A 24558-nucleotide genomic window follows, 5' to 3' on the forward strand; every position below is an offset into this window, starting at 1 on the left:
CTAAGCGCGAACGTATGTTGTTTTCGAGCCGCGCGAGAGAACAATGTTCGGACGTGAACTCATGTCGCGGGAATACCTACTTGTCACAACGCAGATGCAATATGAAGCCCATAGCCACATAACCAACCAGCCAAAGATGAGCAGCAATCCACCAACGCCATTTTTGCGGTCAGTAAGCAAAATAGAGCCCCAGAGAAGAAGCGCCACCCAAACTATCGCGAGCGCGATACAAATAACCCGATGAGATGCTCGTTGACTTGGCCAAGTGCTCAAGCATGGACGAACTTTTTCATAGCCGGGTTTACCGGCCTGCTCATGCTTTTCACGTTGTGGCAGTATCAGTTGGGCGTAAGCACGCAGCGTGCGGCGGTATATCTCGGGTTGCCGAACGGGCAAGTTGCGGATTTTGTCGGGGAAAAAGACACCGATCAACTGGTGCTCTATTTTCGCAACTACGGCGCTTCCACCGCCGAAAACACCGTGATCGAATTTTGGCCAGTGGTCGCAGAAATCGGCGATACCGTCCAACAATGCGTACCTAAATTTCAGGGCTTTAATCGGCGAGAACGGCATCTTCCGGGGATACAGATACCTCCCGGTTTCCCTTACGCCGCGTATATTGCTTTTCCTCACAATGATCGCGAGCGGATCGATGCGGGACAGGCTATTTTTAATATTATAGGTCGAATTAGTTACACCGACGCGTTTGGGCAGTACTGTCAAACGTTCGCTATTCAACACCAGCACAGTCCGACCGCGTTCACGATTTCCACAGAGCCCAGTCCCGATTTTTGCGACACCGCAAAGGGACACGCCATGATCTTCATGTCCGTGAAAACTTCCCCAACTGAACGCACCGAATCGAAGCCCCTCACACTTCGTCGCTGTCCGCCTTAGTTCGGAGTAACACCGGCCTGTCGCCCACATGTGGCCGACCAGCACCATGAGTGTCAAGCCTAACATAATCCCGTTATTTTACGGGAGAGGGCGCCGAAGTCGCGGAACGCGACGAGGCAGGTGAGGGTGCTGGATCGCGCGGTAATGCACTCTCGTGTCGGATTCTCCATGACTAGCCGCCTAAGCCGGTGGCAGCGAAATCGCAGATGAATAGAGTCTTGGGTTGGTGCACTTGCAGGCGATCCGGCACCCTCACCTACCCGCCGCAAGAGCGGCGGGCCTCCTCTCCCGTAAAATAACGGGCGAGGTATCGGACGGCAGGCTCCGCTCAAGATGACGGAAAATACAAAGCAGCGGCAGGAATCAGAGGCGGATGCGGAGGTGATCGATCATTCGATCGTGGTGCGGCGCGGGGGACATCACCTCGACGGCGTGGCCATTGCCCGGCCCCGGCGGACCCTGATGCGGATTGTCTTCCGGCAGATGCAGTGAAATCGGCATCGGGCTGAACGTCACGATGAACAGCGCGATCGTCGCCCACGCCGCGATCGTGCGGCGCGAATCGAGCGGCGTGTCGCGATCGGCCGTCGAAGGATGCCCCACGCCGAGCGCGACCGACAGGATCGCCCACAGCATCCATCCCCACCAGGGATTGCGGCCTAGTGCCAGCGGCACCAGCACCAGCAGGATCAGCGTGATCACGAACAGGATCGAGATGGTGCGATGACGCCGCGGGAAGAGCGCATAGGTGACGTGGCCGCCGTCGAGCTGGCCGACCGGCAGCAGGTTGATCGAAGTGACCAGCAACCCGAGCCATCCCGCGAAAGCCGCAGGATGCAGGTTCACGTTGACCGTGTTCGGGTCGAGGCCGAGCACCAACCGCGAAAGGCCGAGGAACAGAAGCGAGTTGCCGAGTTCATACCCGCCTTGCGATTTGTCGAGCGGCGTCACGTCGGAGAGATAGAGTCCGATGATGAGCGCGGGAATCGCGACCAGCACGCCCGCCCACGGACCGGCGGCGCCAATATCGAACATCGCGCGCCGCGTGCGCGGATTCGATCTCATCCGGATGAAGGCGCCGAAGGTGCCGGTGATGAATGGCAACGGCGGCGCGGGGATAAAATATGGCAGCGTCGTATCGACGAGATGATTGCGCGCGGTGAGGTAATGACCCATCTCATGCGCGAGCAGAATCGCCATCAGCGGAATCGAAAAGGTGAGCCCGTTGCCGAGCGCTGAGAGGGTCGCGAACGGATGCCCGAACAGTGCGACGATCGTCAAAATCGGATGCAGCAGCAGCGCGACCGTCAGAGCGATCGGATGCGCCAACATGAAGTCTTCGCCATCCATCATTGCGCCCGCCATCGTGGTGGTCAGCATCGTCAGCAGGAACAGCACGGTGATCAGCGGCGGGATGCGCGGAGGCCCGATCGATCGATCCACGGCCGCGGTCGGCGCCGCATAGCGCGGTATTTCAACCAGTACCGCGGATGATCGTTTGGGTGAGGCGACTTCGTCCATCGTTGATAGTGGCGTTACTTGCGCCTGGCGGAGACGGCCAGAATCACCCCGGCGCCCGGCTTTGCATCGAAATGCTGAGCGGCATTGCCGTCGCGGAGGGCGATTTCGAGCAGATTGAAGCTACCAAATATCGCGAGAGGAGCACCTTTGGGCGCAAGCGCGTAGCTATCAATTATTCTAATCGCCGCACCACGATTGATCCTAACGGAAACCTTCTGGGTGGGAAAGCAAGCGGCGAATCGCGCGACCGTTTCCCGATCGAGATTCGTCACCAGGTTGCCGTAGGTATCGACGTAAATGACCTCGCCGCTGAGGCGCGAATCCGATTCGACGGGACGCGGCAGTTCGAGTTGATGCCATGATTTGAGCTCCGGACCGAGCGCCGTCAGCGGCACTCCGTTCCAGATATGCGCGGCGGCCGGCGCGAACACGTCGCGGCCGTGAAAAGTGGGACTGAGATTCGGTAGTCGGTACCGCGTTGACGTCAACCGCACGGCGCGCTTGATCTCGCCGGCTGTCGCGGCGAGCGACAGCAAGCCATTGTCGGGACCGACGAAGCGAGCGCCAGTGCGAGTCTCGAGCGCGATCGCGTCGCGGCTCGTTCCGACGCCCGGATCGACCACCGCAAGGAACACGCTGCGCGCCGGAAAATATTCCTGACTCTGCGCCAGCGCGAGCGCGCCGGCCGTCACCGACTGCGGCGGGATGCCGTGAGTAAGATCGATGACGCTAGCGTCGGGAGCGATCTTCGCGATCACTCCTTTCATCACGCCGGCGTAATGATCGCGATAGCCGAAGTCGGTGAGAATTACGATCGGAGAGCGGGCAGGTTTGCGCGGCGGCATTGCGGTAGTAAACCGCTAACGCGATCACCGCGCAATTTGGATCGTCGAGCGAACGCCGACGAGTTTGCGGCGTCACTCGAGTGGATAATTTCAATCGGCCAACGCTCGGCCATCAAATTCGATTCCGGTTGCGAAACTTCAGCCACGAATTGCCCTTAGGATTCGAACAGCACTCGCATCGTTCCGCCGAAGCGGCCCTTCAGCCACATCACGACGCTGACGGCATCCGCGGTGTCGGCCCACGGGAGCGCTTTCCACTGATCCGCGATGGCCATCGACCACGCGTGCGCGGTTTCATCACGTTTGAGGCGAATCACTTTCTGAGGTTCGATATTTGCGGTTTCCATATTCATGCTCCGGTTTCAGACTGGTGGTGGCTCAAGTTTGATGCCCTTTTTTCGTTCGGTCTCTGCCTTGTAAAGCATCGGCCGTGCCAACGTCGGCGCGCTGGCATTCGCGAAAATTCCGGAGATTTTCAAAGGTTGGCACCGCAGTTGCTGACGGTCGGGTGTGCGCGGCGTGACCGAAACCGCAACTCGGCGGTGCGGATTTGAGACATCCGATGACCCCCGAGCAAATTTTACTGGTTGCGGATCCGATGCGCACGACCTGACTTGCTCGATCGAATGCATACGCCGGGGTTTGATGACTAATCGGGGAAGGGAGCCAGTCGCTGTGAGTCAGTCGCGCGGTGGGACGGATACGTAGCGATTGCCGCGCTCGTGAAATCGCCATCGTTTGGCGGCCCACACTCCCGCGTAATCGACGTTGATCCGTGCCGAGCGGCCGATCGCCTTGACGCGATAATCCGAATGCTCGAGGAACAGTTCATCACCGCACAGATCGCGGCCGTAATCATCGCCGGTGATTGCCAATGCCTGCGTCAGTTTCCCCGGTCCATTGGTCAGTTCGCGCGAGATGACTGCTTTCTGCCGCCGATACGCCATCAATTCGAGGCCACGCGTCGGCTCGAGCGCGCGAATCAGCACTGCGTGCGGATCTCCTTCTGACGCGACTACCAGGTTCATCGCCCAACTAATTCCGTAGAGCCGAAACACGTAAGCGTGGCCCGGCGGACCGTACATTGCGGCGGTGCGCCGAGTGCGGCCTCGCGAACTGTGCGCCGCGAGATCGCGGGGGCCGCGATACGCCTCGGATTCGACGATGCGGCCTGCGGTTTCGCCGTCGGGCGTCCGATGCACCAAAATTTTACCGATGCACTCGCGCGCGACGACCAGCACCGATCGAGCGTAAAAGTCGCGCGTCACTTTCATCGGTAAAAATAAATGCCGGGTCCTTAAATTCGAGCGGGCGAGGCGGCGGAAGCGGCTCCGGCGGCGAGGCGCGAACGCTCTTCGTCGAGCGGCAAACAGGCGAGAATCGCAAGTGCGCAGACTACCGAAACTCCGATGAAGGCGATGATCGCGAACGAGTAGCTGCCGGTCACGTCGAAAATTAGTCCCATGACAATCGGCCCCGTCGCGAAACCGACGGTCGCAAAAATCCCGGTGATTCCCATGATCGAGCCGAGCCGGCGCACGCCGAGCGACTCGACGATCACCAGGGGCATCAGCACGCCGGTGGCGCCTAACGCGAGACCGAAGAAGGCGACGAAGGCGCCGAGCGCAATTGAGTGCGACGCCGCGAGCATCAGGAACATCCCGGCGATCCACGCGACGAAAAGTCCGGCGAGAGTATGTTTCGCGCCAAGCCGATCGACCAGCGGACCGATCGCGAGCGTGCCAATCGTGACGAACACGAAGAACACGCCGAACACCTTGGCCGAAACTAGCGGCGTGTAGCCGAGGCCGATCAGGTAGGCAACGAAGTGTGCCAGGACACCGGTGCTCGCGACCGCCGACAGGAACTGCGCCACCCCGATCAGCCATAGCGAGCGGGTGTGAAACGCCTCGCTCAGTTCGAGTCCGGGAACTTCGGGCATCGCGCTCACTTCCGACGGGTCGGGGATTCGCGGCTGGTCGTCAGGATGAGTTCGTACGGCGATCAGCAGGAATGGCACCGCGACGATTATCATCGGCAGGCCCAGCATGAAGTAGCCGGTGCGCCATCCACCGTATGCGATCGCGTAACTCGCCAGCACGCTCATCGCGGTGCCGCCGAGTGACGCGCCCGAATAGGTGATACCGAGCGCGGTGCCGCGCCGTCCGCCGAACCAGTTGGCGACCACCAGCGAAGTGGGAATCACGGTGGAAGCGGTGATACCGACGCCGACCACGATGTTGATCAGGATGAACTGCGCGAACGAATTCGCGAGGCTGAGACTCATCAGGCCGAGCGCGACGGTCATTACGCCGCCGACCATAATTTTGCGCGCGTCGATTCTATCGAGCATCCAGCCGACGATCGGACCGCTCGCGCCGGCCGCGAGCGCCGCCGCACCGCCGAGCATCGAGACTCTCGCGCGGCTCCATCCGTAGGCCTTGATCAGCGCCGGGAGAAAGACGGCGGCGGCGTTCACCGAGCCGCCCCATACCATGAACATCGTGACGAAGAGCGCCGCGACGACGTACCATCCCTGTTTTTCGCGTTGCGACATCACGCACAGACCTCAAAAATCGGCGAGCAATAGTCAATCCAGCAGCAGAACGTCCCGGCAACTATTTCATAGATCAGGAAGCAGATCGAAATGGCGGATTTGGCGAGGCGAGCAGTGTTACGTCGCGAGCGGGATCGCGATTTGACAGTGCTGCGATTTCGCATCTAGACTTGAGCGAGAGCGGGTGTAATTCAGTGGTAGAATGCTAGCTTCCCAAGCTAGATGTCGCGGGTTCGACCCCCGCCGCCCGCTCCAAATCCCAATCGTCGATAATAAGGAAAAGATCGCTCGATTTGAGTGATCGCGTCTGCTGTGATTACTTCGTAATCACAAAGGGTGAATGGTTCAAGCCATGAAAGCACGTATTGTGCGTATCGGTAACTCCCGAGGTGTCCGTCTGCCGAAGCCGCTGATTGTGGAGGCCGGCCTCTCAGAGGATGTTGAGCTCTCCGCGCGGAATGGCGCGATCGTCATCTCTCGCGCGTCACGTCCCCGAGCCGGTTGGCGCGACGCGGCACGGCGCGTCCGTGAGACCGACGGCGATCGACTGCTCGATGAGCCTACCCGGACCCGCTTCGACGATGAGGAGTGGGAATGGTATGGGCGCGAATATCGAGGCTCTTCTGCGGTTCACATGTCGAGCGGCAGCTCGAGATAATTCTGATAGATGAAATCGCGATGCGCCAGTAATTCCGGCGCGAGTGCGGCGCGCACGACCGGGTCGGTGCAGTGATAGCCGCGGCGGAATCCGGGCGCCATCTTGCACACCTCGTCGGGCAGCGGATCGATCAGCGCCGCGAATGCTGCCCAGTAAATATCCAGCGCCGACAGCGCGTCGCCGACCAGAAAGCGCGAGCCGCGCGATTGCTGATTCTTCAACTGGGCGCTGAGCCGTTCGACGATCGCGGCGACGCGGCGCGGCGCCGCTTCGGCGAGAATCGCGTCGTAGCCGTATTTTTGGCCGAGAAACTCCGACGGCTTGCGCGCTTGCTCCGGCGCCTTGGGACTGGTCAGGGTGGCGTGAATGAGCATCAGGCGCCGCTGCCAGCCGAAGCCGTTCTCACCGCATAGCTCGTTGCTGAGACCGAACATCAGCACGCGATCGTCGATCGGGTCAGGAATCAGCGGCGGATTCGGCGCGAGCCGCTCGCAAAGATAAAGTTGATCGATCCAGAGGCTGCGCGGCCGCTCGTCCTCGAACACAAACGCGGGCGCGGTGGTTTGCGCGGTCCATTTGAGCAGCGCGAGATTATCGCCGGCGAGTTCCTGGCGCACTCTCACATACGGAATTTTCTTGACGTAGAGGATTCCCTTGGCGGCTTCGCTCCACGGGCCCGGCACTCCGGGTGACAGGACCACGCGGAGCCCGCGCATCGCGATTGCCTCTTCGACTTCGACGTAACTGGCCATGATTTATCTCCCGACGAACGTCCCTGCTCGATCGCCGCGGCGCGATCGGCGACGATGCCGCCGATCGCGCGCCTCATTTCGTATCGTGGACGCACCGCATCGCGGCGTGCTTACGGCAGTTTGCGCACCTTCGCGTTGGCTTCGCGGCCGAGGCATTTCTGCAGCCACGCCTGCGCCGTCGGCGTCGCCGATTGATCGAGCCGAATCATCGCCGCCCAGCTCAGGACCGACGCAACGTTCAAATCCGCGATCGTGAAACTGTTGCCGAGCAGGTACTCGCGCCCTTGCAGCGATTGGTCGAGCACCTTGAACGGCGCCTTCAGGGCTTCGACCGCCGCCAGCGCCGCATTCTCATCGCGCTTGTCGGGCGGGTTCATGACCCGATTGCGCAGAATCGACATCAGATGCGGTTCGGCCTCGGTCATCCCGAAAAAGCTCCACTTGTAGGCGGCGGCGTGGCCTGCGAGATCCGACGGCCAGAGCGAATTCTTGCCGTACTTTTCGGCGAGGTAGAGATTGATCGCCATCGATTCCCACACGACGATGCCGTCGTCCTCGAGCACCGGGACGTGGCCGTTGGGATTGCGCTTCAGATTGTCCGCCGACTTGGCCTCGGCAGGCGCGACCGGAACGTGATCGTACTTGACGCCGAGTTCTTCGAGCGCCCAGAGCGAACGGGCCGCGCGCGACTTCGAACTTCCATAGAGTGTGGTCATAGTGAAATCATTCCTCCGTTGGTCAGCTAGTTGTAGTACGGCTAGTTGTAGTACGAACTCGATGCGTTTGCATCTCCGGGAGAACGTAGGAGTCGCGCGGTGAGGAACCGCGGATACGTTACCTGAAAAACGAACCGTTACCAGAGCTGATGGAGGGAACAGACTTGAAGCACTCGATTACCCGGACCTTGTTTGCGGCGGTCATTTCGATCGCGATTCCGATCCTCGCGCAGGCCGACACGTGGCAGATCGATCCGATGCATACCAGCGTCGAATTCACCGTTCGCCACATGATGATCTCGAACGTCAAAGGTACTTTCGAAAAAACTTCGGGCACGATCACCACCGCCGGCGAAGTTCCTGCGACGGTCGTGATCGACGCGACGATTGAAGCGGCATCGATTAACACGCGGGTCGAGAAGCGCGACGGTCATCTGAAGTCGCCGGAATTTTTCGACGTCGCGAAGTTCCCCTCGATCACGTTCAAGTCCACCAGGATCGAGCAGGCGGGAACGGCGAAATGGAAAGTGACCGGCAATCTGACCCTGCACGGCGTAACCAAGGAAGTCATACTCGACGTCGATGGGCCAACCGCACCGGTCAAGGATCCGTTCGGCAACATGCGATCGGGCGCATCGGCGACGAGCAAGATCGATCGGCGAGACTTCGGGCTGACGTTTAACAAGGCGCTCGAAACGGGTGGCGTACTGGTCGGCGATGAAGTCGCGATTTCGATCGACGTCGAGGCGATCAAGAAGTAGCCGGCAGCGAGCCTAGCGGCGGGAGCCCGCATTGCCGGAAGAGCTGGCGTCGTCGGGCGTCGCGGACTGGTCAGACGATCCGGTGGTGGCGCTGGCAGCGTAGCGGGCCGACGACTGCGGCGAGCCTTGGACGATCACGACGCATCGCTTGCCGTCGGAGAACGCGTCGCGCGCCATGCCTAGCCGGTCGGCGAGATTGCTCGCGACGATCACCATGCCGGGTGTCTGCTTTGCCAACTGCGCGGCGGTGGGCGCGGTCAACACGTCGGTCGGGACGCGGCGGCCGAGCGCGCGGCTGGCGTCGCGAATCAGATCGAGCAACTGCGAGTCCTCGGCGTGATCGCTATGACCGGGCATCACGACGGCGTGGAGATTGGCCTTCTTGCGCTGGGCCACGCGCAACGCGAGGTCGAGCGCGGCGCGGCCGTCGGGGCCATGATCGATCACTGCGAACACGCGTTCGAGCGGACGCTGGCCACCGTGGATCAGCACCGCGACGTGCACCGGCAGCGACCGTATCTTGTCGAGAATTTCACGCACGACGCCGCCCATAAAATCGGAGCCGAAGACGCTGCGATGAGACCCGAGCAGCAGCCATCCGATTTGCGGCTCGCGCGCGAAGGCCAGGATGTCGCTAGCGGGATCGTTGCTCCACACCGCCTGCGGCGTGATCGTGCTGCCGCGCGCGAGCGCGAGATCGAGCGCCGCGGCGAGCGCGAGCGAGCGGGGCGGGACGCGTTGCTCGGCTTCGCGCAGCCCTGAGCGCACGCCGCCCGGCGGAATTTTCACCAGCGCGAGCACCCGCGGCGGCGGCGCATCATGCGGCGTCGCCGCCAGCGCCAATTCGACCAGATCGGGCACGCCCTCCGGATTCGATACCGGCACCAGGATCGCGCTGCGCTCGGTGCCGACCAGGATCGGTCGTGGCATCGCAGTTTGTCGAACGACAGCGGGCTCGAGCTGACGAATCGGGACTTGCGGCGCGCTGGCCAGTTCGAGCGCTGGAACGCCGGCTTCCTCGGGAATCGCCTCGGCCTCCGGTTCCATGCGGCGCGTGATGAAATGCAGGATCGGCGTGGTCGCGAAGGTCGTCACCAGCGCCATGATCACCAGCATCGCGAACAGCGTTGGCGAGATGACTTTCATCTCGAGCCCGATATTCAGTACGATCAGTTCCATCAGGCCGCGCGTGTTCATCAACACGCCGAGTGCGCTCGAGTCGCGCCAGTTGAGTCCGGTGAAGCGCGCCGCGATCGCGCTGCCGCCGAATTTTCCGATCGACGCGACTGCCACGATCAGCGCGCAGATTCCCCATTCCTCGAGGCCGCTTACGAGGCCGATCTGGGTGCGCAGTCCGGTGTAGGCGAAAAACGCCGGCAGCAGCAGCACGATCACGATGTCTTCGAGGCGGTCGGTGAGATCGCGCGCCATCCCGCTGTCATGCGGAATCACTGCGCCGAGTGCGAATGCGCCGAACACGGCGTGGATGCCGATCATCTCGGTGGCCGACGCCGACAGCAGCAGCGCGACGAACACCGAGGCCATCACGCCTTGCGTCAGCCGTCCGCGATTGCCGTAGAGCAGCGACAGGCGAACCATCCCGGGCCGCACCAGCAGCACCATCACCGCGATAAACGCGAGCGCCATCCCGATCGTCATCAGCGCGCCGCTGGCTTGCGCACGCGCGACGCTCACGACGAATGCGAGCAGGCACCACGCCGTGACGTCATCGACGGCGGCGCAGGTCAGAGCAATCGCGCCCATGCGGGTCTTGTGGATGCCGCGATCGGTGAGGATGCGCGCGAGCACCGGAAACGCCGTCACCGACATCGAGACGCCGAGGAACAGCGAGAAGCAGGTGAACGGCACGTCGCTGGTCGAGAGCCGCGGATAAAGTATCAGAGCGATCGCGGCGCCGAGCAGAAATGGCGCGATGATGCTCGCGTGGGAAATCGCGACCGTCGTATGTCCGCGTTTGCGGAGCAGCGCCGGGTCGAGCTCGAGGCCGACCAGGAACATGTAGAGAATGACGCCGACCTGCGACAGCATATTGAGAAACGGCGCAACGCCGGCCGGGAATACATACGCAGAAACGCCCGGCGCGATGCGGCCGAGCAGCGACGGTCCGAGCAGGATCCCGGCGATAATTTCGCCGATCACGGGCGGCTGATGCACGCTGCGAAAAATCGAGCCCAACACGCGCGCGGTCGCGATCACGACGATCAGAGCAATCAGGAAATGGAGCAGATCGCCGGTGATGGCGCGCGATGCGGCGGAGCCGAAAATCGCGGCGGTCGCGGGCGCAGGAGCGGCCAGCGTGTCGCCGAGCGATCGAATCGGCAGGTAAATCAGGATCAACGCGACGAGCATCGCGGTGTAAGCCGCGGCCGCCTTCAATCCTGCGGGCGTAATTCGAGGCTGCGATTCAGCCATCGCTTAAAACCTAGCAGAGCGGCGCCGTTATGCGGAGAGCCGCGGAATCGACGATAAAATCGAAACGGACTACGGCGATTTTCTCTTGCGCGACGACGGCTTCGCCGCGCGCGGCGCCCGCGCGATTGCCCCCGCCAGCACCGCATCGGGCGCCGAGGGCGACGCGCCGTTCGAGGCGGCCGATACGCGCTGCCGGCAGATCGCCGTGATGGTCGCAGCAATCTCGCTCGCGTGGGAGCCGTTTTTCGAAGCGGTCGCGCGATCGACGCGCGCCGCGTTGACGATGTCGCTGAGCGATACGATTCCGGCGACGCGGTCGCCGTCATCGATCACTGGGATGCGATGGACCTCGTACACGCGCATCAGGCGATGAACCATCGCGAGATTGTCGGTGGCGGCGCAGGTGATCACCTTGGGCGACATCGCGAGCCGAATCGGAATTTCCGCGAGCGGCCGGCCTTGCAGGTACGACGCCATGCAGATGTCGCGATCGGTGACGAGACCGATCAGTTTCTTTTCATCATCGACGACAGGAACGCCGCCGCAATCGTGATCCCACATGATCCGCGCCGCCGAGTTGAGCGAATCATGGATCGTGCAGAACATTACGTCGCGGGTCATCAAATCGGCCACGTTCATTTGGTACTCCTCAATGTGTAAAACTGCGTGAACATCGAAAACGTGGCGGCGCCGCGCGCAGGGAAAAATCGCGGATGGCCGTACAAATCGAGTTCACTTCCAGGTGGTAAACGGGTTCTTGATCAGGTTCGCGTTAAAATATCTCGGGTCGTCGCTGACTTCGCGATCGATCCAATCCGGCAGTTGCACTTTTTGATCCGCGTCCTTGAGCTCGACTTCCGCAGTAGTCAGTCCGCGATTCACGCCCGCAAATTCATCGACCTCCCAGGTATTGCCCGCGAACGGAATCCGGTAGCGAGTCTTTTCGATCAGCGGCTTTTCGCACAGATTATCGAGCAGCTCGGTCGCGTCCTTGAACGGGATTTCGTATTCGTACTCGGGGCGGCTGATACCGACGTTCATGCCCTTGATAGTGAGGAAGCCCTGGTCGGCCACCGTCCTCACGCGCACCGTGCGTTCCTTCACCGTGCTGAGATAACCCTGGCGGATCGTTTTGCCGGGACCGAGTTCGCTCCACTTTTGCGGATGAACCAGAAACTTGCGTTCGATTTCTTTAGCCATGACTGCTTGCAGGCTCGAAGGCTATTCGCGCCGCTCAATCGCGCGACGCCGCCGACATCCCGATCATCGCCTTCAGATGGCGGATGTAATTAACGTTGGACTGTGCGCTCAATCCCAGCCGGGCGATCACCGAATCAGCCGCCGCCGGATCTTCGGCTTCGACCTGTATCGTTTCCGAGACCGCGCCGCCTTCGATTTTGAGAATCGCAAACTCCGCGCTGCAGTTCGCCAGCTTGTAACCGTAGCGCTGCTTGCTCACGTTGGCCGCCGCGAGATTGCGATTCGTCGCCACCACCTCGCGGATCAGTTCGTCGCGGGTGTATGCGGTCTTCGCGAGCGCGGGCGGCGCAATTTCGAGCGCCGGCAGAATCGTTTCGACGATTGCGCGCGCCTCGAGCGGGAAGCCAGCCTTGAGCGCCGGACGCCATCGCTCGAGCTGGCCCTGCTGTGCCATCAACAGCTTGATATCGAGCAGCGCGTCGCGAATTTTCACGTTCGCGGTGTCAGTCAATCTCGACAATATATAAGTCTCAATACTCTCGCGCGGCGCTGATGGCTGAGCCATCTTATCGAGGAGCGCGCGCAGATCGTTCAGATTGTCGCCCCAGATGCGGAACTCGAACCGTGCTTGTTGATCTGCCATTGAAGTCCGCCCCCGGCTTGGCTTCGAGCGCAGGCCGATTATAGCAATTGGCGCGCGCGATGTGAGCAGGCGCAGCACGAAATTCACGCGACGGCGGTGGCAAGCGGCGGTCGCGCTGGAACGACTGTAGCCGTGGACGCGAGCACGCTCCGAAACGCGACGCCGTTGACCGGCAGGACTGCAAGGTTGACCGGGCATCCGGCGAGCACGCCTGAGGAAAAATCGACGTGCCCGATGTCCCCATAAAGGCGCTCGACGGCGGAGGTTTCACTGCGAGTGCCGAACGCCGAACGAATCGACGCGAAGGCCGAATAGAGTTCCGGTTCCGCGAGCATTATCAAGCTGAGCAGGGTCGATACGCGCGCGACCGTGACGAAGCTGTTCCAGAGCGCGCCGCGGCGCATCATGTCGATCGCGTCGCGATGCTCGGCGTGGCCGACGAAGCGCCGCACCGCGCGCACCGGGTCGCTCGCGGAAAGCTGCGGGCCCGGCTCGATCCATCCGTACGAGCACTCAGGCCCGAGCGCGGCCATGCCGAGGATCACGCTTAGTTCGGGGCGCGCCTCAACCGCGCTGAACGCGAAATTGACGTGGCGCATAAAGACGCGATCGTCGGTGAGGTCGTGGTCGGAGGGAAAAATCGCGACTGCGTTGGCCGGCGCCTGGTTCGCGATACGCATCAGGGCGAGCAGTATCGCTGGCGCCGTCCCGCGATTCGACGGCTGCGCCACGATGTTGCGCGCAAAGGGACTCGAAGCTCCGCGCGATTGCGTGCTCGGCTCGGACGCTTCTGATTCAGCCGTGACGACGAGCGTAAGCTGATCGGGCACGGAGATCGCGATTCGGCGGCGGGTCCGCGCCAGCATCTCGTCGGCGGCTGCGGCGGCGGCGAGATGCGGCGAATCGCATCCGGCCAGGATGATCGCTTGCCGCGAAGGGTTGAATCCTTGTCCGTAAATTGCGCCCATCGCCTTTGCGCTCATCGCCGCCGCGCCTCCGCCTCGACGCCAAAAGCTGCCGTCAATTTCCCACTGAGTGATTTCTCCGTTGGCGATTATCCGCCGACTCGATTCCTATAATGCCGAACGAACGCCAGAACTTACGCATCGCTCGGCCTAGATTTTCTGCGTCGCCGAGCTGCTCTCGCGGAGCCGTAGAGGACGCGCCTCGCCGCGACGAAAACGCTTGCGCGACGCGCGTCCGGAACGCACCACTTGCCGCCGCCCGACCGAGCGCATCTGCTTGGTCGGTAGATCGTCGGTGCTCATCAGGCCGAGTCGTTCGCGCAGCGCGACCGGTTCGATCCCGAGCACATCGCAAACGTACTCGAACGAGAACGGGCTATGGGTGCCGGCCTCGGCATGGAACCATCGCTGCACTTCGGCGAATCGCGCGCGGTCGCCCGGCCGGGGCGAATTTATCGATTTCACGTAGCATCGCACCGCATCTTCCAGCACGGCGAATACGAGTCGCGTTTCGCCGTCCAGGTTCGTGCGGCGGCGGATAAGATCGAAGTATTGAACCGGAACCAGGAAATCAGGTTCGAAGCGCGCGCTCAGCCACGGGTCGGGGCTCGCGCATTCGGTCAGGACCTGGTTCTGGTTGGAAAGTCCGCTGCTGATAGTGTCGGTAGCAACTGCATTCGATGACATAGAACTCTCCTCCCTCCTTGCGGCAGGTTTGCCGTTTAGAGGGAGCATCGTCTATGCCAGCGCTCGATTCTGCGCTTTTATCCGCAAATCGTTTGAATTATTTGTGAATTCGATGCCTCGGCCCCGCTCCGTGCTGCTTAAGCAAAAGGCAACAGCGCCCAATCGCAGGCACCCGCCTGCAATCTGAAGAACAATCTCGCAATCTGAAGAACAATCTCGATCGATGAACATTATGGGAAACCATTCGTCTTGAAGATTGGTACTTGATTGGCAGAGCGCGGAAGTTCACATTAGACAGCCTCGATGGAGACGGCATCCGTCGGGGTGCGTAGCGACGCAGTGTCGATTGTGCCATTCCGAGGGCGCGCAATTGATCGCGCGAGAGGGCCACGGCCAAGGGAACTGATTGCGCGAAGAGCGCGATTGTCGAGAGCGGCACGATCGATGCTCGATTTGGCGCCATAGAAACGATCGATCTCGAACTTCACCATGAATACCAAAAGAAAGGATCAGAAAATGAGGCAATCTGCCACGAGTGATAGCCGCCGCACCGCTGCGCTCGGCCGTCTGCTCGAGAAGCAGCGCGAAGATACCCTGGCGCGAGTCCGTGATTTCCGCCGCGGCCAGGCCGACGACGTTGCGTCGTCGCCGGGCGACGAAATGGACGTGGCGCGTTCGCTCGCCGACGTCGAGACCCACGCCGCGCTCATCGAGCGCGCGCAGGAACGCCTGAAGGCAATCGACGCCGCGATCGCGCGGCTCAGCGCGGGCGCCTACGGCAAATGCATGAACTGCGGCGAAGAGGTCCCGCTCGAGCGTCTCCAGGCGGTCCCGTTCGCGCAGTATTGCATCGATTGCCAGGACGAGATGAACGACGACAGGCGCACCGGCCAGGGCACTATCTCGCGCGCGATGCGCCGGCGATGGACCGTGCCCGAGGAACTCGCCGAGCCCAGCGACGACGCCGACACCGAAGAGCATCCGGAATCCGCGGCGCATGTGGTCGAGGACGATCTCAACGTCAGTATCGATAGCGCGTTCGGGCCCGACGAAGATGAACCGCAGGTTATCGACGTCGAGAAGCGGCGCCGCGGCCGTCCGCCCAAGGCCAAGCAGCGCGCCTAGCAGTCTCGTCTCGCGACAATCCGCGCCGTCATCTGATGGCGTCGACTCGGCGTGTACTTGTCATCGCGGTGAGTTGAACTGACTACCTTTGCCGTCGGTGGAGGACTAAAGTGCCCCCTTGATGGCCGAAGGATCCCACGAAATTCCAGGCTCAGCGGCGAGCGTTTCGCACACGATGCCCGTTATTCGCGGCCGCGCCGGCCGAATCGCAATCTACTACATAGTCGGCGGCCTGATCTGGGTCGTGATTTCGGACCGCGTGCTCTCCCTGATGCCGGCCCATTCCATCACCCTCAACCGCCTGATGTTTGTCAGCGTCAACGCGCTGCTGCTGTTCGTCGTTGCCAGGCGCTACACCCGGACGATCAAGCTTTCGCACGCCGCGGGACTCGACGCGGTCGCGCGCGCGCGAAGTTACTTCGAGTCGTCGGTCGAGGGCATCATCACCGCCGACACCGACGGCTTGATTCATCAGATTAACCCACGCGCCGAGGAACTGTTTGGCTACGAGGAACTGGAACTGCTCGGCAAACGAATCGAAATCCTGCTGCCGAATCGATTGCGCGAGCGCCACGCGGCGCATCGCGCGGAATTCAACGCCAATCCTCGCTCGCGAAGGATGGGCGTCGGCATCGAAATCGTCGGACGCCGCAAGGACGGCAGCGAATTTCCAATCGACGTCAGCCTCAACGCATTCAACACGCGGCGCGGACATCAGGTGGTCGCGTTCGTTTCGGACATCACCGAGCGGCGCGCGATGGAACGCGAAGCGCGGCGCAACGAGACGCTCAATGCGCTCGGCGCAGTCGCCGCCGGAATCGCGCACGAGCTGAATAATCCGCTCGCCGTGATGGGAGCGCGAATCGAGCTGATGATGGCGCCGGACAAGGAACTCTCGCCCGAGACCCGCGCCGACCTGCTGGTCCTGCTCCGCAACGTCGTCCGCGCGAGCCGTATCTCGCGCAACATGCTGTCGCTCGCGCGGCAGCCGCCCGGCGTCCGGCAACCGATCGACATCAACGCGACCATCGCGGACGCAATCCAGATGGCCGGCGCGGAAGAGCGCGGCTGGCCGCTCAAGATCGAGACCCGGTTCGAGCGCTCACTCGCGATGATTTCCGGCGACGCGACCTCGCTCGGCCAGGTCATCATCAACCTGGTGGTGAATGCCCGCGAAGCTGACGCAAAAACCGTGAGGATCGAAACCGCGCTCGCGCCCGACCGGCCGGCTGCGATCACGGTTGTAATCGCCGATGACGGAGTCGGGATGGCGAGCGACACCGCCGCGAAACTGTTCGAGCCGTTCTTCACCACCAAGAGCAGCGGCACCGGACTCGGCTTATGGCTGAGCCAGCGAATCATCCGCGAGCATGGCGGCGCCATCGCGGTCGAGTCATCGCCCGGCAACGGCACGACCTTTGTCATCACGCTGCCGACGACCGAACCGGCGCCCGCCGACAAGGTCTTCGGCAAGCGGATCGAAATCCCGGCGCAGGCGCATCTGGCGTCGCAGGCGCCCGCTGCGACCGCGCGCAAGCAGGGCAATTAGTGGGCGCGAAGATACTGCTCGTCGATGACGAGCGCGATCTGGTGGACGCCTACGTGCGGCTGTTCCAGCGCGCGGGCCTTCGATGCGTCGGGGCATTCGACGCGGCCGCCGCAATCCCGCTGATCGATTCGGAAAATCCCGACCTCATCATCACGGATTTGAGCCTCGCCGACGTTAGCGGCCTCGAAGTGGTTCGGCATGCGCGCGCCCGGTCGGTCTCTACGCCGATCATCGTGATGACCGGCCACAACACGCCCGAGATCACCGCAAGCGCGATGGCGGCCGGCGCCAACGTATGTTTGCTGAAGCCGGTGTCAATCGTTGAATTGAACCGCGTCGTGCGCAACCTGCTCGATCGAATCATCTAAGGGAGCGATCCCTTTTGCATCGCGCTTCGATGAACATTCAGTCCTTGGTCAAGTGGCGCGTCATGATCATTTCTTTAACGATGACACCGTATACTTTTCGAAGCGCCTCTTCGTCTACCTCAATATCCAATGCGCGGCAGATATCTAGGTCGAAATCCATTCGTACCGCTGCCGGAGCGATATCTTGATCGAGAACGGAAAAAAGGCGGTGCTGGGCATTCAGCTTTTTGCCTGCCCAGAACTCTTCGTAGCGAAACTCGAATTTCTCGTCCATTTGTTCTCGCAAAGAGGGGAATTTCGCTAGTCGGAATTTTTCGTAAACCCTCTGGAGCTTCTCGACCGCGGCAACGCTAGGCTTTAGGAACATTTCTGCCACATCGTAAAAGCGGATATTAATCAAACGCCCGGTACTTTCCTCTTTCAGCAAAAAGAACTGCGCGAGGAAGATCGCTGAGTTCAGCAGACAGACAATGGCGCGGCCCCGAGCCGGATCTGTTTCAAGAATGACGTTCGCTTGGTTAGATGGACTTATAGGAACATCCGAAAAAAAAGCGATCAGGTTTGTGCTAGGTGCATATGGGTTTATCCTATGACACATCAAGACCGAGGTTTTTACTGCATTGAGTTCTCGTTGAGCTTTGGTCCAGAAGTGTTTTGGTAGCGCAGTGGTGAAACCGCACGCCCGCTGAACTCGGGTCAACTCTCCGTAGGAATCATGAGAAATGTAGTCGTGAAGACCCGTGATGTCCATCGTTTCGTAACCGATAAGCGTTCGCACAGTGGGAACAACTTCGTCTTTGTCGATTTCGTAGTATGTGTTTGCGTGGGTCTTTGCTCTAAATCCTCCACCAGAATTTTCCGTGTCAAAAGACATGAACGCTTCGTCCGTTCGAGCCGATGTGACGGCACGCGTAAAGAAAAGAAATTGGGAAACGCCCTTTGGTACCGGCCTATAGCCCTCCCGGAAATATGTCGCGCTTAGATGACCGAGTGCATCTTTGAACTTTTCGGCAAATGCAACCAGCGTTTCGCGGTGGCGAAAATCGGTTACGCCGCAGAACCACATCATGTTCATCTTGCGGGCCAGCACTTCAGACAACGGATGGCTGTCAATATCGATCGAGTCGCTACGAAGTACGGTCTCCGTTTTGATCGATGCTGCAAGACCGTCGATAGCCTCATCCGTTAGCGTTCGGAGGTTGGTCTTTACCAACGCGAATTTTACGAGATGGTCCCTGGGAGGCCGCTGATTCTTTGCGACGATGATCACGTCGCGATACTCGGCCCATTCGGAAAAGGCATAGTTGAAGGTGGGCTTAAGAACGTATTTTACGGTCCACTCCTGAAAGAGAAAGTCACGAACGTTTGCGCTTTCGCGACCCCGGAGCACGTTGATGGGAATCACAGCTCCGCACGTACCATTCTCTTTAAGAAATTCGGCCGCAAGAAAAACAAAATGTCCCCAAAGTCCGACTTCTCCGCCGGCGAGCGGTTTGAATTTCTCCATATCAACGAAGTTCTTGATCCCCCGCTCAACCTTCGTGAAGGGCGGATTCATTAGAACCGCATCGACCTTTTTCAGCAAAAAGGTGTGCTGATCGCCGGTTCGACGTTTCCCTTTTCCGACGATCGGGAACATTCCCATTTGCAAGCCAGCGGACGCCGTCCCTGGTGCAAGCTTAATGCTGTCGCCGTGGCTGATCTGCGTATGAGCTAGCGTCTCCTCAATCGCCATCGCAGACAGATTGGCGGCAGTGAGATGGACTGCGAAAGGCATTATGTCCGACCCTAGAATCTCATCTTCACAAAACCGTTTGTGTGGAAGTCCTCCCTTTGACTCCGACCTAAAGAGTTCAACTTTTCGCCGATAGGCCGAGACTAATATCGTCCCTGACCCACACGCGGGGTCAAATATTTCCTCACCGCTCTCGTCAATCGCTAGTCGCGCAAGAAGTTCGGCCGCCTGAGGTCGAGTATAGAAGGCAGCCATGACCTTTCTGATTTCAGAAGGCATGAGTTGATGAAAAATGCGTCCGGGAAGTTCATACCTGACACGTTCAATTTCCAGACCCCATATGAGGTCGAAGGTGTCGTGAATGTACTTGTCCTCTACAGCATCAAGAACTTCGAGTTCAAAAATATCGCGATAGTTAATGTCCAGGACTTTGCGAAATGCCTTGCGGAGATGAGACCGATCAATTCTCCTCGGATCTGGTACGATGTCCGGGTGAGATGCGCGAAACAGGCGAAGGAAGAGAATCTGACTGAGCACAATGTACGCAGCCAGAAATCTGGTTACTCCCTGAAGCTCGTTTGGTTGCAAATGACCGAGATCGGTTAATAACTTCTTATCAGTAATGATATTTAGTATCTCTTTTTCTTCGAGCTTGACGCCTCTCATCGCCTCCGCGACTTGTGTTTTGAGGAGATCAACAACGAGCTGAAGGGGATAGTAACGAGAACCTCGCTTTTCCAAGAGCGGATATATTTCGTCACGGATGCGATCGAGAACGACCGGAAACGGCCTGTCACGATATTCTTCTTTTACATCTCCTGCATCCACAATCACAGAAACGGAAGTGTTGAGGATCGCATCCAGTAAGGCTTGCTCGTTCGCTCGAACTCGCCGGATCGCTTCGGGCAGAATCAGAAGAAGACCTTGTTCAATTCTGCTTTCCTGTTTGTGCCGGAGATACTGCAAAAACGCGTCCTTGAGCAGAGCGAGCGACTCCCCGATTTTGACCGAAAGAATCCACGGCCGACCCCTGAAGTTGAAGACAATGTCAGGGAAGGAATTGTACGAGACTTCCTGGACTCCAGAGCCTCCCTTGTCGGAGATGACTTTGAGGAGCGGTGGATAAAAAGTCCTCTCTGTTACACCTGCGCGTGCGACCGCCATGCGTCCCCCAATTGGTACAAGCCCTCAGGAAATATCATGCCGCGTCCGGGCGCAATGGCTTCGCGGCGACCGAAGTTCTCCAGGAAACCAACTTCTGGTCGATCTCCGCGACTTCTCGCAAGGATGAGCGTCGTGTTCAAGGCGAAGTTACAGGGTGCGTTTGAACGAGACGCTGGCGAGCACCAGCATGATTGCCATGAAAATCAGGAGAAACGTGACGTCGCCTCTTACCGCGGCGAAGTCGGCGCCTTTGAACAGAATCGATTTGATTGCGCTGACTGAGTGAGTCTCAGGATTGTAGTGGGCGAAGGAGCGCAGCCACGGCGGGAAGCTTTCGACCGGGTAAATCGCGCCACTAGGAAAAAACAGGATCACGTTGAGAAAGCCCGCGAAGGTGCCGACCAGCCGCGGATGTCCCGCGCAGCCTGGCAGTGAGAACGTCATCGCGAGCAGGCCGGTCGAGCTGATGATGATGATTCCGATCAGCATCAGGAGTGCGGTCAAGCCGCCTTCGACTCGGCCACGCGTGATCAATAGCCCGAGAAAAAGCACGAAGGTGCCCGCGACGCTGGTGACAGTCACGCCGCTCGCGAGTACGCCGCCCGCGATATCCCAGCGTGAGAGCGGGGTCACGAGGTAGCACTCGGTCACGCCGAGAAATTTGTCCATCACCCAGTTGAACACCCCGGACATCAGCGAGCCCATGAAGATCGCCATCACGATCACGCCGGGAATCAGCGAGCGATCGTAATCGACATACGGAAAGAGCCAGCTCGGGCGCAGCGAGATGGCGCTCAGCTTGGGCTCGCGCGCGGTGACGAAGCTGACGTGGACGGTCGCCGCCGCCTGCGCGAGCACGGCTTCCAGCGTGCCGGAACTGATCGCATCGACATTGTCGGTGAAGAGCCCGATCTGCGCGATACGGCCTTCCGCTACGGCGTGGCTGAAGCCCGGCGGGATCACGACGACGCCCTTGTAGCGGCCATCGCGAACGTCGTCGATCGCTGCGCCGACGTTGCTCTCGAAGGTGACGTCAACGGTCTTGGGTCCGGCTTGCAGCGCGAGCATCTGCTCGACGATTCGCCGCGCGTAGATGCCCCGATCCTGCTGCACGATGATTACCGGCAGATGCTTCAACTGGCCCTGAAACGAGTTGCCGATGATGACGAGGTAAACGATCGGCATCAGGATGGTCGAGATCAGTGTGATTGGATTGCGCGTGAGCTTCTTCAAGTCGCGCCGCATGATTGCAAGGAACTTGAGACCGAGCATCGTGATGCGACCTTAGCGCTGTTGCGGCATCCCGGCGCCGACCAGCAGGCTCACTTTCTTGGCTGGCTCGTCGCGCAAGGTGCGGCCGGTGAAATGGATGAAGACGTCTTCGAGCGAAAGTTTCTGCACCGTGATCGAGGTTACGCGATCGCCCGCCGCGTCCACCGCTTCGAGGATCATCGGGATAGCGTGAGCGCCGTCGTTGGCGGCAAGCTGCAATCGATTACCGCCGTCGCGATTTACCGAGCGCAGATACGGCATCGGACGCAGCATCTCGGCGATCGCGTCGGGATTGGTCTCGACTTCGAGATCGATTCGATCGGCCCCCGGCACCATCGACTTGAGTCCGATCGGCGTATCGAGCGCGATAATCTTGCCGCCATCGACGATCGCGATTCGATCGCATAGCGACTCCGCCTCGTCCATGTAATGCGTCGTCAGCGAAATCGTGATCTCGCTTTCCTTGCGCAGCGTCTCGAGCAAATCCCACACGGCGCGGCGGCTTTGCGGATCGAGGCCGATCGTCGGTTCGTCGAGGAACAGCACCTCGGGCGAGTGAATCAGCCCGCGCGCGATCTCGAGCCGCCGGCGCATCCCGCCCGAATAAGTCGCGACCAGATCGTTGATGCGCTCGCTGAGCCCGACCAGCTTGAGCAAGCGATGGCCGCGGTCACGGCGCTCGCGCCGCGAGAGTCCGAAGAATTCGCCGTAGATATCGACGTTCTCCCATCCGGTGAGATCGAGGTCCGAGGTGAGCGCCTGCGGGATGACGCCGATTTTTTCGCGCACCTGGCGCGGATGGCGCGCGACGTCGAAGCCCGCGACGAAGCCCTGGCCCGCAGTAGGCGGCAGCAGCGTGGTGAGCATCCGCACGATCGTGGTTTTGCCGGCGCCGTTCGGACCGAGCAGGCCGAACACTTCGCCGCGGCGGACTTCGAACGTGACCTGATCGACCGCGGTGAAACTGCCGAAGCGCTTGGTCAGGTTACTCGTGCGAATTGCGAGTGAGTCGGGTTCCATCGATCCTCGGGAAGGTGACCTCCGCCGTCATGCCGGGCTTCAATTGGCCGTCGGCCTGCAGCACCTTCACTTTGACGTAGAACGTGCGGATATCCTGGCGTCCGCGGCGCACGTCGCGTTGCGTGGCGAACTGGCCCTCCTGGCCGATCGCGATTACCTGTCCGCTGAAAATTTGCGGCGGCTCGGTCGGCAGCGTGATCTGCGCGGACTTGCCGATATAGAGCGAGCCGAGGTCCGTTTCGCCGACGTCCACCCGCGCCCAAATCGTCGAGAGATCGTCCACCGTGAGAATCGGCGTGCCCGGCGTCACCCATTCGCCGACCTCGAGCGCCTTGCTCACGATTACGCCGTCGGCGGGCGCCTTGATTTGCGTATCGGCGAGCTGGTCCTCGAAATATTTGAGATTGGCGCGCGCGCTGAGCACTTCAGCCTGCGATTGCTCGACGGCCGTCAGCGCGTCGTCGCGCACCTTGTTCGCGATCACGTGCTCCTGAAAGAGCTGGATGTCGCGATTCAGATCGCGCTGGGCCTGCGCGAGGTTCGCTTCCGCATGCGCGAGTTCCGCGCTCGATTTCGCGAGCTGATTGCGCAGATCGATATCCTCGATCTGGCAGACGACTTGTCCCTTCGTGACGCGATCGCCTTCGATCAGATCGAGTTGCTTGATCCGTCCCGCGATTAGGCTCGTGATATTCACCTCGGGCGCCTCGATCATCCCGACCACTTCGATCTTCGAGCGATCCTGCGGCGGCCACAAATAGACGCGGCCGAAAAAATAAAAGCCCACGGCAAGCCCGGCCAGAATCCCCAGCCGGACCACGCGGCGAATCAGCTTGCGAATCATTGCTGATGCATCTGCTTGAAGAAATGTGCGGGATTGATCGCCAGCGATTTCAGCATCAGGTCGCCCAGCTCGCGGCTGATCTCGGCGACCGGACGGCTGTTGCCGTAGTAGAGCAGCAGCGATCGAATCGAGCCCTGGATTGCGAGCGTTGCGACGCGCGGATCGACGGCCGCGAAAACACCGAAACGGATCCCATCCTGGATTAGCGATGCAAAGAAATTGGAGCCGCGCTCGCGCGCTTCCTCCATGATGCGATTGCGCGCCTCGGCCAGACGCGGTTCTTCGGTGGCATAAAACTGCAAGAAGTCGCGCCGGTGATCGAAAAACTCGACCGTGACCGTAATCGCGCGCCGCAGTCGCTCGACCAGTGGCAACCTGGGATCGGCGCTGGCCTGATAGGTGCGGTAAGCGCTGTCGAGGCCGTCGCTCAGGATGCCGAGATAGAGCGCGTCCTTGGACGGGAAATAGAGATAGAGGGTGCCCTTCGCGACGTTGGCGGCCTTGGCGACGCGATCCATCGTGACGGCCTGGTAAGGTTCGTGGGCGAAAAGCTTGAGCGCGGCGTTGAGGATACGCTCGCGCTTGGCGCCCTGTTCGCTGTTGAGCGGCAACGGTCGTCCATTGGTAAGTTTGGGGGTATCGAGGGTCTTTCTCATAAACTGACCAGTCAGTCACTCTATTGGCGCTGACCGAAACGAGTCAATAGCTGAAGTGGTGTAGGGCACGGATTCGGCCGGGACATGACGAGTCGAATCGCGAGCGTGTTCGAATGCGGACGTCGGCGGCGATATGATGTGCAGCGCTTTCGCCGCAATGTGCACCACTTGCGCGCAGCCGATTTGGGCG

The 24558-nt window shown here is 60.5% G+C and carries 23 protein-coding genes and 1 tRNA gene; 5 read left to right on the forward strand and 19 right to left on the reverse strand.

The window, feature by feature from the left end; all coding sequences use genetic code 11:
- The 6 genes from Q7S58_RS10060 to Q7S58_RS10085 form a co-directional block, all read right to left on the reverse strand.
- A complete protein-coding gene (locus Q7S58_RS10060) occupies positions 1 to 741 on the reverse strand; it encodes a hypothetical protein (RefSeq protein ID WP_304824416.1) in 741 nt (246 codons plus the stop codon).
- A gap of 519 nt (positions 742 to 1260) precedes the next feature.
- Positions 1261 to 2418 (reverse strand): site-2 protease family protein, encoded by a 1158-nt coding sequence (locus tag Q7S58_RS10065; protein ID WP_304824419.1) that lies wholly within the window; start codon positions 2416 to 2418, stop codon positions 1261 to 1263.
- 14 nt (positions 2419 to 2432) lie between these two features.
- The gene (locus Q7S58_RS10070) at positions 2433 to 3263 is read right to left on the reverse strand and encodes an S-adenosyl-l-methionine hydroxide adenosyltransferase family protein (protein ID WP_304824422.1); all 831 of its coding nucleotides are present in this window, start codon (positions 3261 to 3263) and stop codon (positions 2433 to 2435) included.
- A 155-nt stretch (positions 3264 to 3418) separates the two neighbouring features.
- On the reverse strand, positions 3419 to 3610 hold the full coding sequence (locus Q7S58_RS10075) for a hypothetical protein (RefSeq protein WP_304824426.1): 192 nt from the start codon (positions 3608 to 3610) through the stop codon (positions 3419 to 3421).
- A 333-nt stretch (positions 3611 to 3943) separates the two neighbouring features.
- Positions 3944 to 4537 (reverse strand): DNA-3-methyladenine glycosylase, encoded by a 594-nt coding sequence (locus Q7S58_RS10080; protein ID WP_304824429.1) that lies wholly within the window; start codon positions 4535 to 4537, stop codon positions 3944 to 3946.
- A gap of 23 nt (positions 4538 to 4560) precedes the next feature.
- Positions 4561 to 5820 (reverse strand): MFS transporter, encoded by a 1260-nt coding sequence (locus Q7S58_RS10085; RefSeq protein WP_304824431.1) that lies wholly within the window; start codon positions 5818 to 5820, stop codon positions 4561 to 4563.
- A gap of 180 nt (positions 5821 to 6000) precedes the next feature.
- Between Q7S58_RS10085 and Q7S58_RS10090 the strand changes: the two genes are divergently transcribed.
- A tRNA-Gly gene (locus Q7S58_RS10090) sits at positions 6001 to 6075 on the forward strand.
- Positions 6076 to 6450: 375 nt separating this feature from the next.
- Here the strand turns inward: Q7S58_RS10090 and Q7S58_RS10095 are convergent.
- Positions 6451 to 7230 carry a hypothetical protein gene (locus tag Q7S58_RS10095; protein WP_304824434.1) on the reverse strand — a complete coding sequence of 260 codons (780 nt, stop codon included), beginning with the start codon at positions 7228 to 7230 and terminating at the stop codon, positions 6451 to 6453.
- Between the two features lie 110 nt (positions 7231 to 7340).
- A complete protein-coding gene (locus Q7S58_RS10100) occupies positions 7341 to 7946 on the reverse strand; it encodes a glutathione S-transferase family protein (RefSeq protein ID WP_304824437.1) in 606 nt (201 codons plus the stop codon).
- Between the two features lie 164 nt (positions 7947 to 8110).
- Between Q7S58_RS10100 and Q7S58_RS10105 the strand changes: the two genes are divergently transcribed.
- Positions 8111 to 8707 (forward strand): YceI family protein, encoded by a 597-nt coding sequence (locus Q7S58_RS10105; protein WP_304824440.1) that lies wholly within the window; start codon positions 8111 to 8113, stop codon positions 8705 to 8707.
- A gap of 12 nt (positions 8708 to 8719) precedes the next feature.
- Here the strand turns inward: Q7S58_RS10105 and Q7S58_RS10110 are convergent, their stop codons facing one another.
- From Q7S58_RS10110 to Q7S58_RS10135, 6 genes are all read right to left on the reverse strand, one after another.
- A complete protein-coding gene (locus Q7S58_RS10110; RefSeq protein ID WP_304824443.1) occupies positions 8720 to 11140 on the reverse strand; it encodes a cation:proton antiporter in 2421 nt (806 codons plus the stop codon).
- A 69-nt stretch (positions 11141 to 11209) separates the two neighbouring features.
- Entirely contained in the window at positions 11210 to 11779 is a 570-nt protein-coding gene (locus Q7S58_RS10115) for a CBS domain-containing protein (RefSeq protein WP_304824446.1), read from the reverse strand.
- A gap of 93 nt (positions 11780 to 11872) precedes the next feature.
- Entirely contained in the window at positions 11873 to 12340 is a 468-nt protein-coding gene (locus tag Q7S58_RS10120; protein ID WP_304824449.1) for a CYTH domain-containing protein, read from the reverse strand.
- Between the two features lie 34 nt (positions 12341 to 12374).
- A complete protein-coding gene (locus Q7S58_RS10125) occupies positions 12375 to 12983 on the reverse strand; it encodes a hypothetical protein (protein WP_304824452.1) in 609 nt (202 codons plus the stop codon).
- An 83-nt stretch (positions 12984 to 13066) separates the two neighbouring features.
- On the reverse strand, positions 13067 to 13966 hold the full coding sequence (locus tag Q7S58_RS10130; RefSeq protein ID WP_304824455.1) for a sugar phosphate nucleotidyltransferase: 900 nt from the start codon (positions 13964 to 13966) through the stop codon (positions 13067 to 13069).
- A gap of 132 nt (positions 13967 to 14098) precedes the next feature.
- On the reverse strand, positions 14099 to 14635 hold the full coding sequence (locus Q7S58_RS10135; protein WP_304824458.1) for a hypothetical protein: 537 nt from the start codon (positions 14633 to 14635) through the stop codon (positions 14099 to 14101).
- 516 nt (positions 14636 to 15151) lie between these two features.
- Here Q7S58_RS10135 and Q7S58_RS10140 point away from each other — a divergent pair.
- The 3 genes from Q7S58_RS10140 (at position 15152) to Q7S58_RS10150 (ending at position 17677) form a co-directional block, all read left to right on the forward strand.
- On the forward strand, positions 15152 to 15760 hold the full coding sequence (locus tag Q7S58_RS10140; protein ID WP_304824461.1) for a TraR/DksA family transcriptional regulator: 609 nt from the start codon (positions 15152 to 15154) through the stop codon (positions 15758 to 15760).
- A gap of 175 nt (positions 15761 to 15935) precedes the next feature.
- Positions 15936 to 17309, forward strand: coding sequence for a nitrogen regulation protein NR(II) (locus Q7S58_RS10145; protein ID WP_304824464.1), 1374 nt, complete (start codon positions 15936 to 15938; stop codon positions 17307 to 17309).
- Positions 17309 to 17677 (forward strand): response regulator transcription factor, encoded by a 369-nt coding sequence (locus tag Q7S58_RS10150; RefSeq protein ID WP_304824467.1) that lies wholly within the window; start codon positions 17309 to 17311, stop codon positions 17675 to 17677. Before Q7S58_RS10145 ends, Q7S58_RS10150 begins: the two co-directional genes overlap by 1 nt.
- A gap of 37 nt (positions 17678 to 17714) precedes the next feature.
- Here the strand turns inward: Q7S58_RS10150 and Q7S58_RS10155 are convergent, their stop codons facing one another.
- The 5 genes from Q7S58_RS10155 to Q7S58_RS10175 all read right to left on the reverse strand — a co-directional run bounded on the left by Q7S58_RS10155 (position 17715) and on the right by Q7S58_RS10175 (position 24368).
- Positions 17715 to 20576, reverse strand: a complete 2862-nt coding sequence (locus Q7S58_RS10155) for a class I SAM-dependent DNA methyltransferase (protein ID WP_304824470.1) — start codon at positions 20574 to 20576, stop codon at positions 17715 to 17717.
- A 147-nt stretch (positions 20577 to 20723) separates the two neighbouring features.
- Positions 20724 to 21848 (reverse strand): ABC transporter permease, encoded by a 1125-nt coding sequence (locus Q7S58_RS10160; RefSeq protein WP_304824473.1) that lies wholly within the window; start codon positions 21846 to 21848, stop codon positions 20724 to 20726.
- A 12-nt stretch (positions 21849 to 21860) separates the two neighbouring features.
- Positions 21861 to 22868 (reverse strand): ATP-binding cassette domain-containing protein, encoded by a 1008-nt coding sequence (locus Q7S58_RS10165; RefSeq protein WP_304824476.1) that lies wholly within the window; start codon positions 22866 to 22868, stop codon positions 21861 to 21863.
- Positions 22834 to 23712: an efflux RND transporter periplasmic adaptor subunit gene (locus tag Q7S58_RS10170; RefSeq protein ID WP_304824479.1), complete on the reverse strand. Its 879-nt coding sequence runs from the start codon at positions 23710 to 23712 to the stop codon at positions 22834 to 22836. The genes Q7S58_RS10165 and Q7S58_RS10170 overlap by 35 nt, the downstream gene beginning before the upstream one ends.
- Entirely contained in the window at positions 23709 to 24368 is a 660-nt protein-coding gene (locus Q7S58_RS10175) for a TetR/AcrR family transcriptional regulator (RefSeq protein ID WP_304824482.1), read from the reverse strand. Before Q7S58_RS10175 ends, Q7S58_RS10170 begins: the two co-directional genes overlap by 4 nt.
- Between the last annotated feature and the right edge of the window lie 190 nt (positions 24369 to 24558).

The sequence above is a fragment of the Candidatus Binatus sp. genome, from assembly GCF_030646925.1.
GTDB lineage: Bacteria > Desulfobacterota > Binatia > Binatales > Binataceae > Binatus.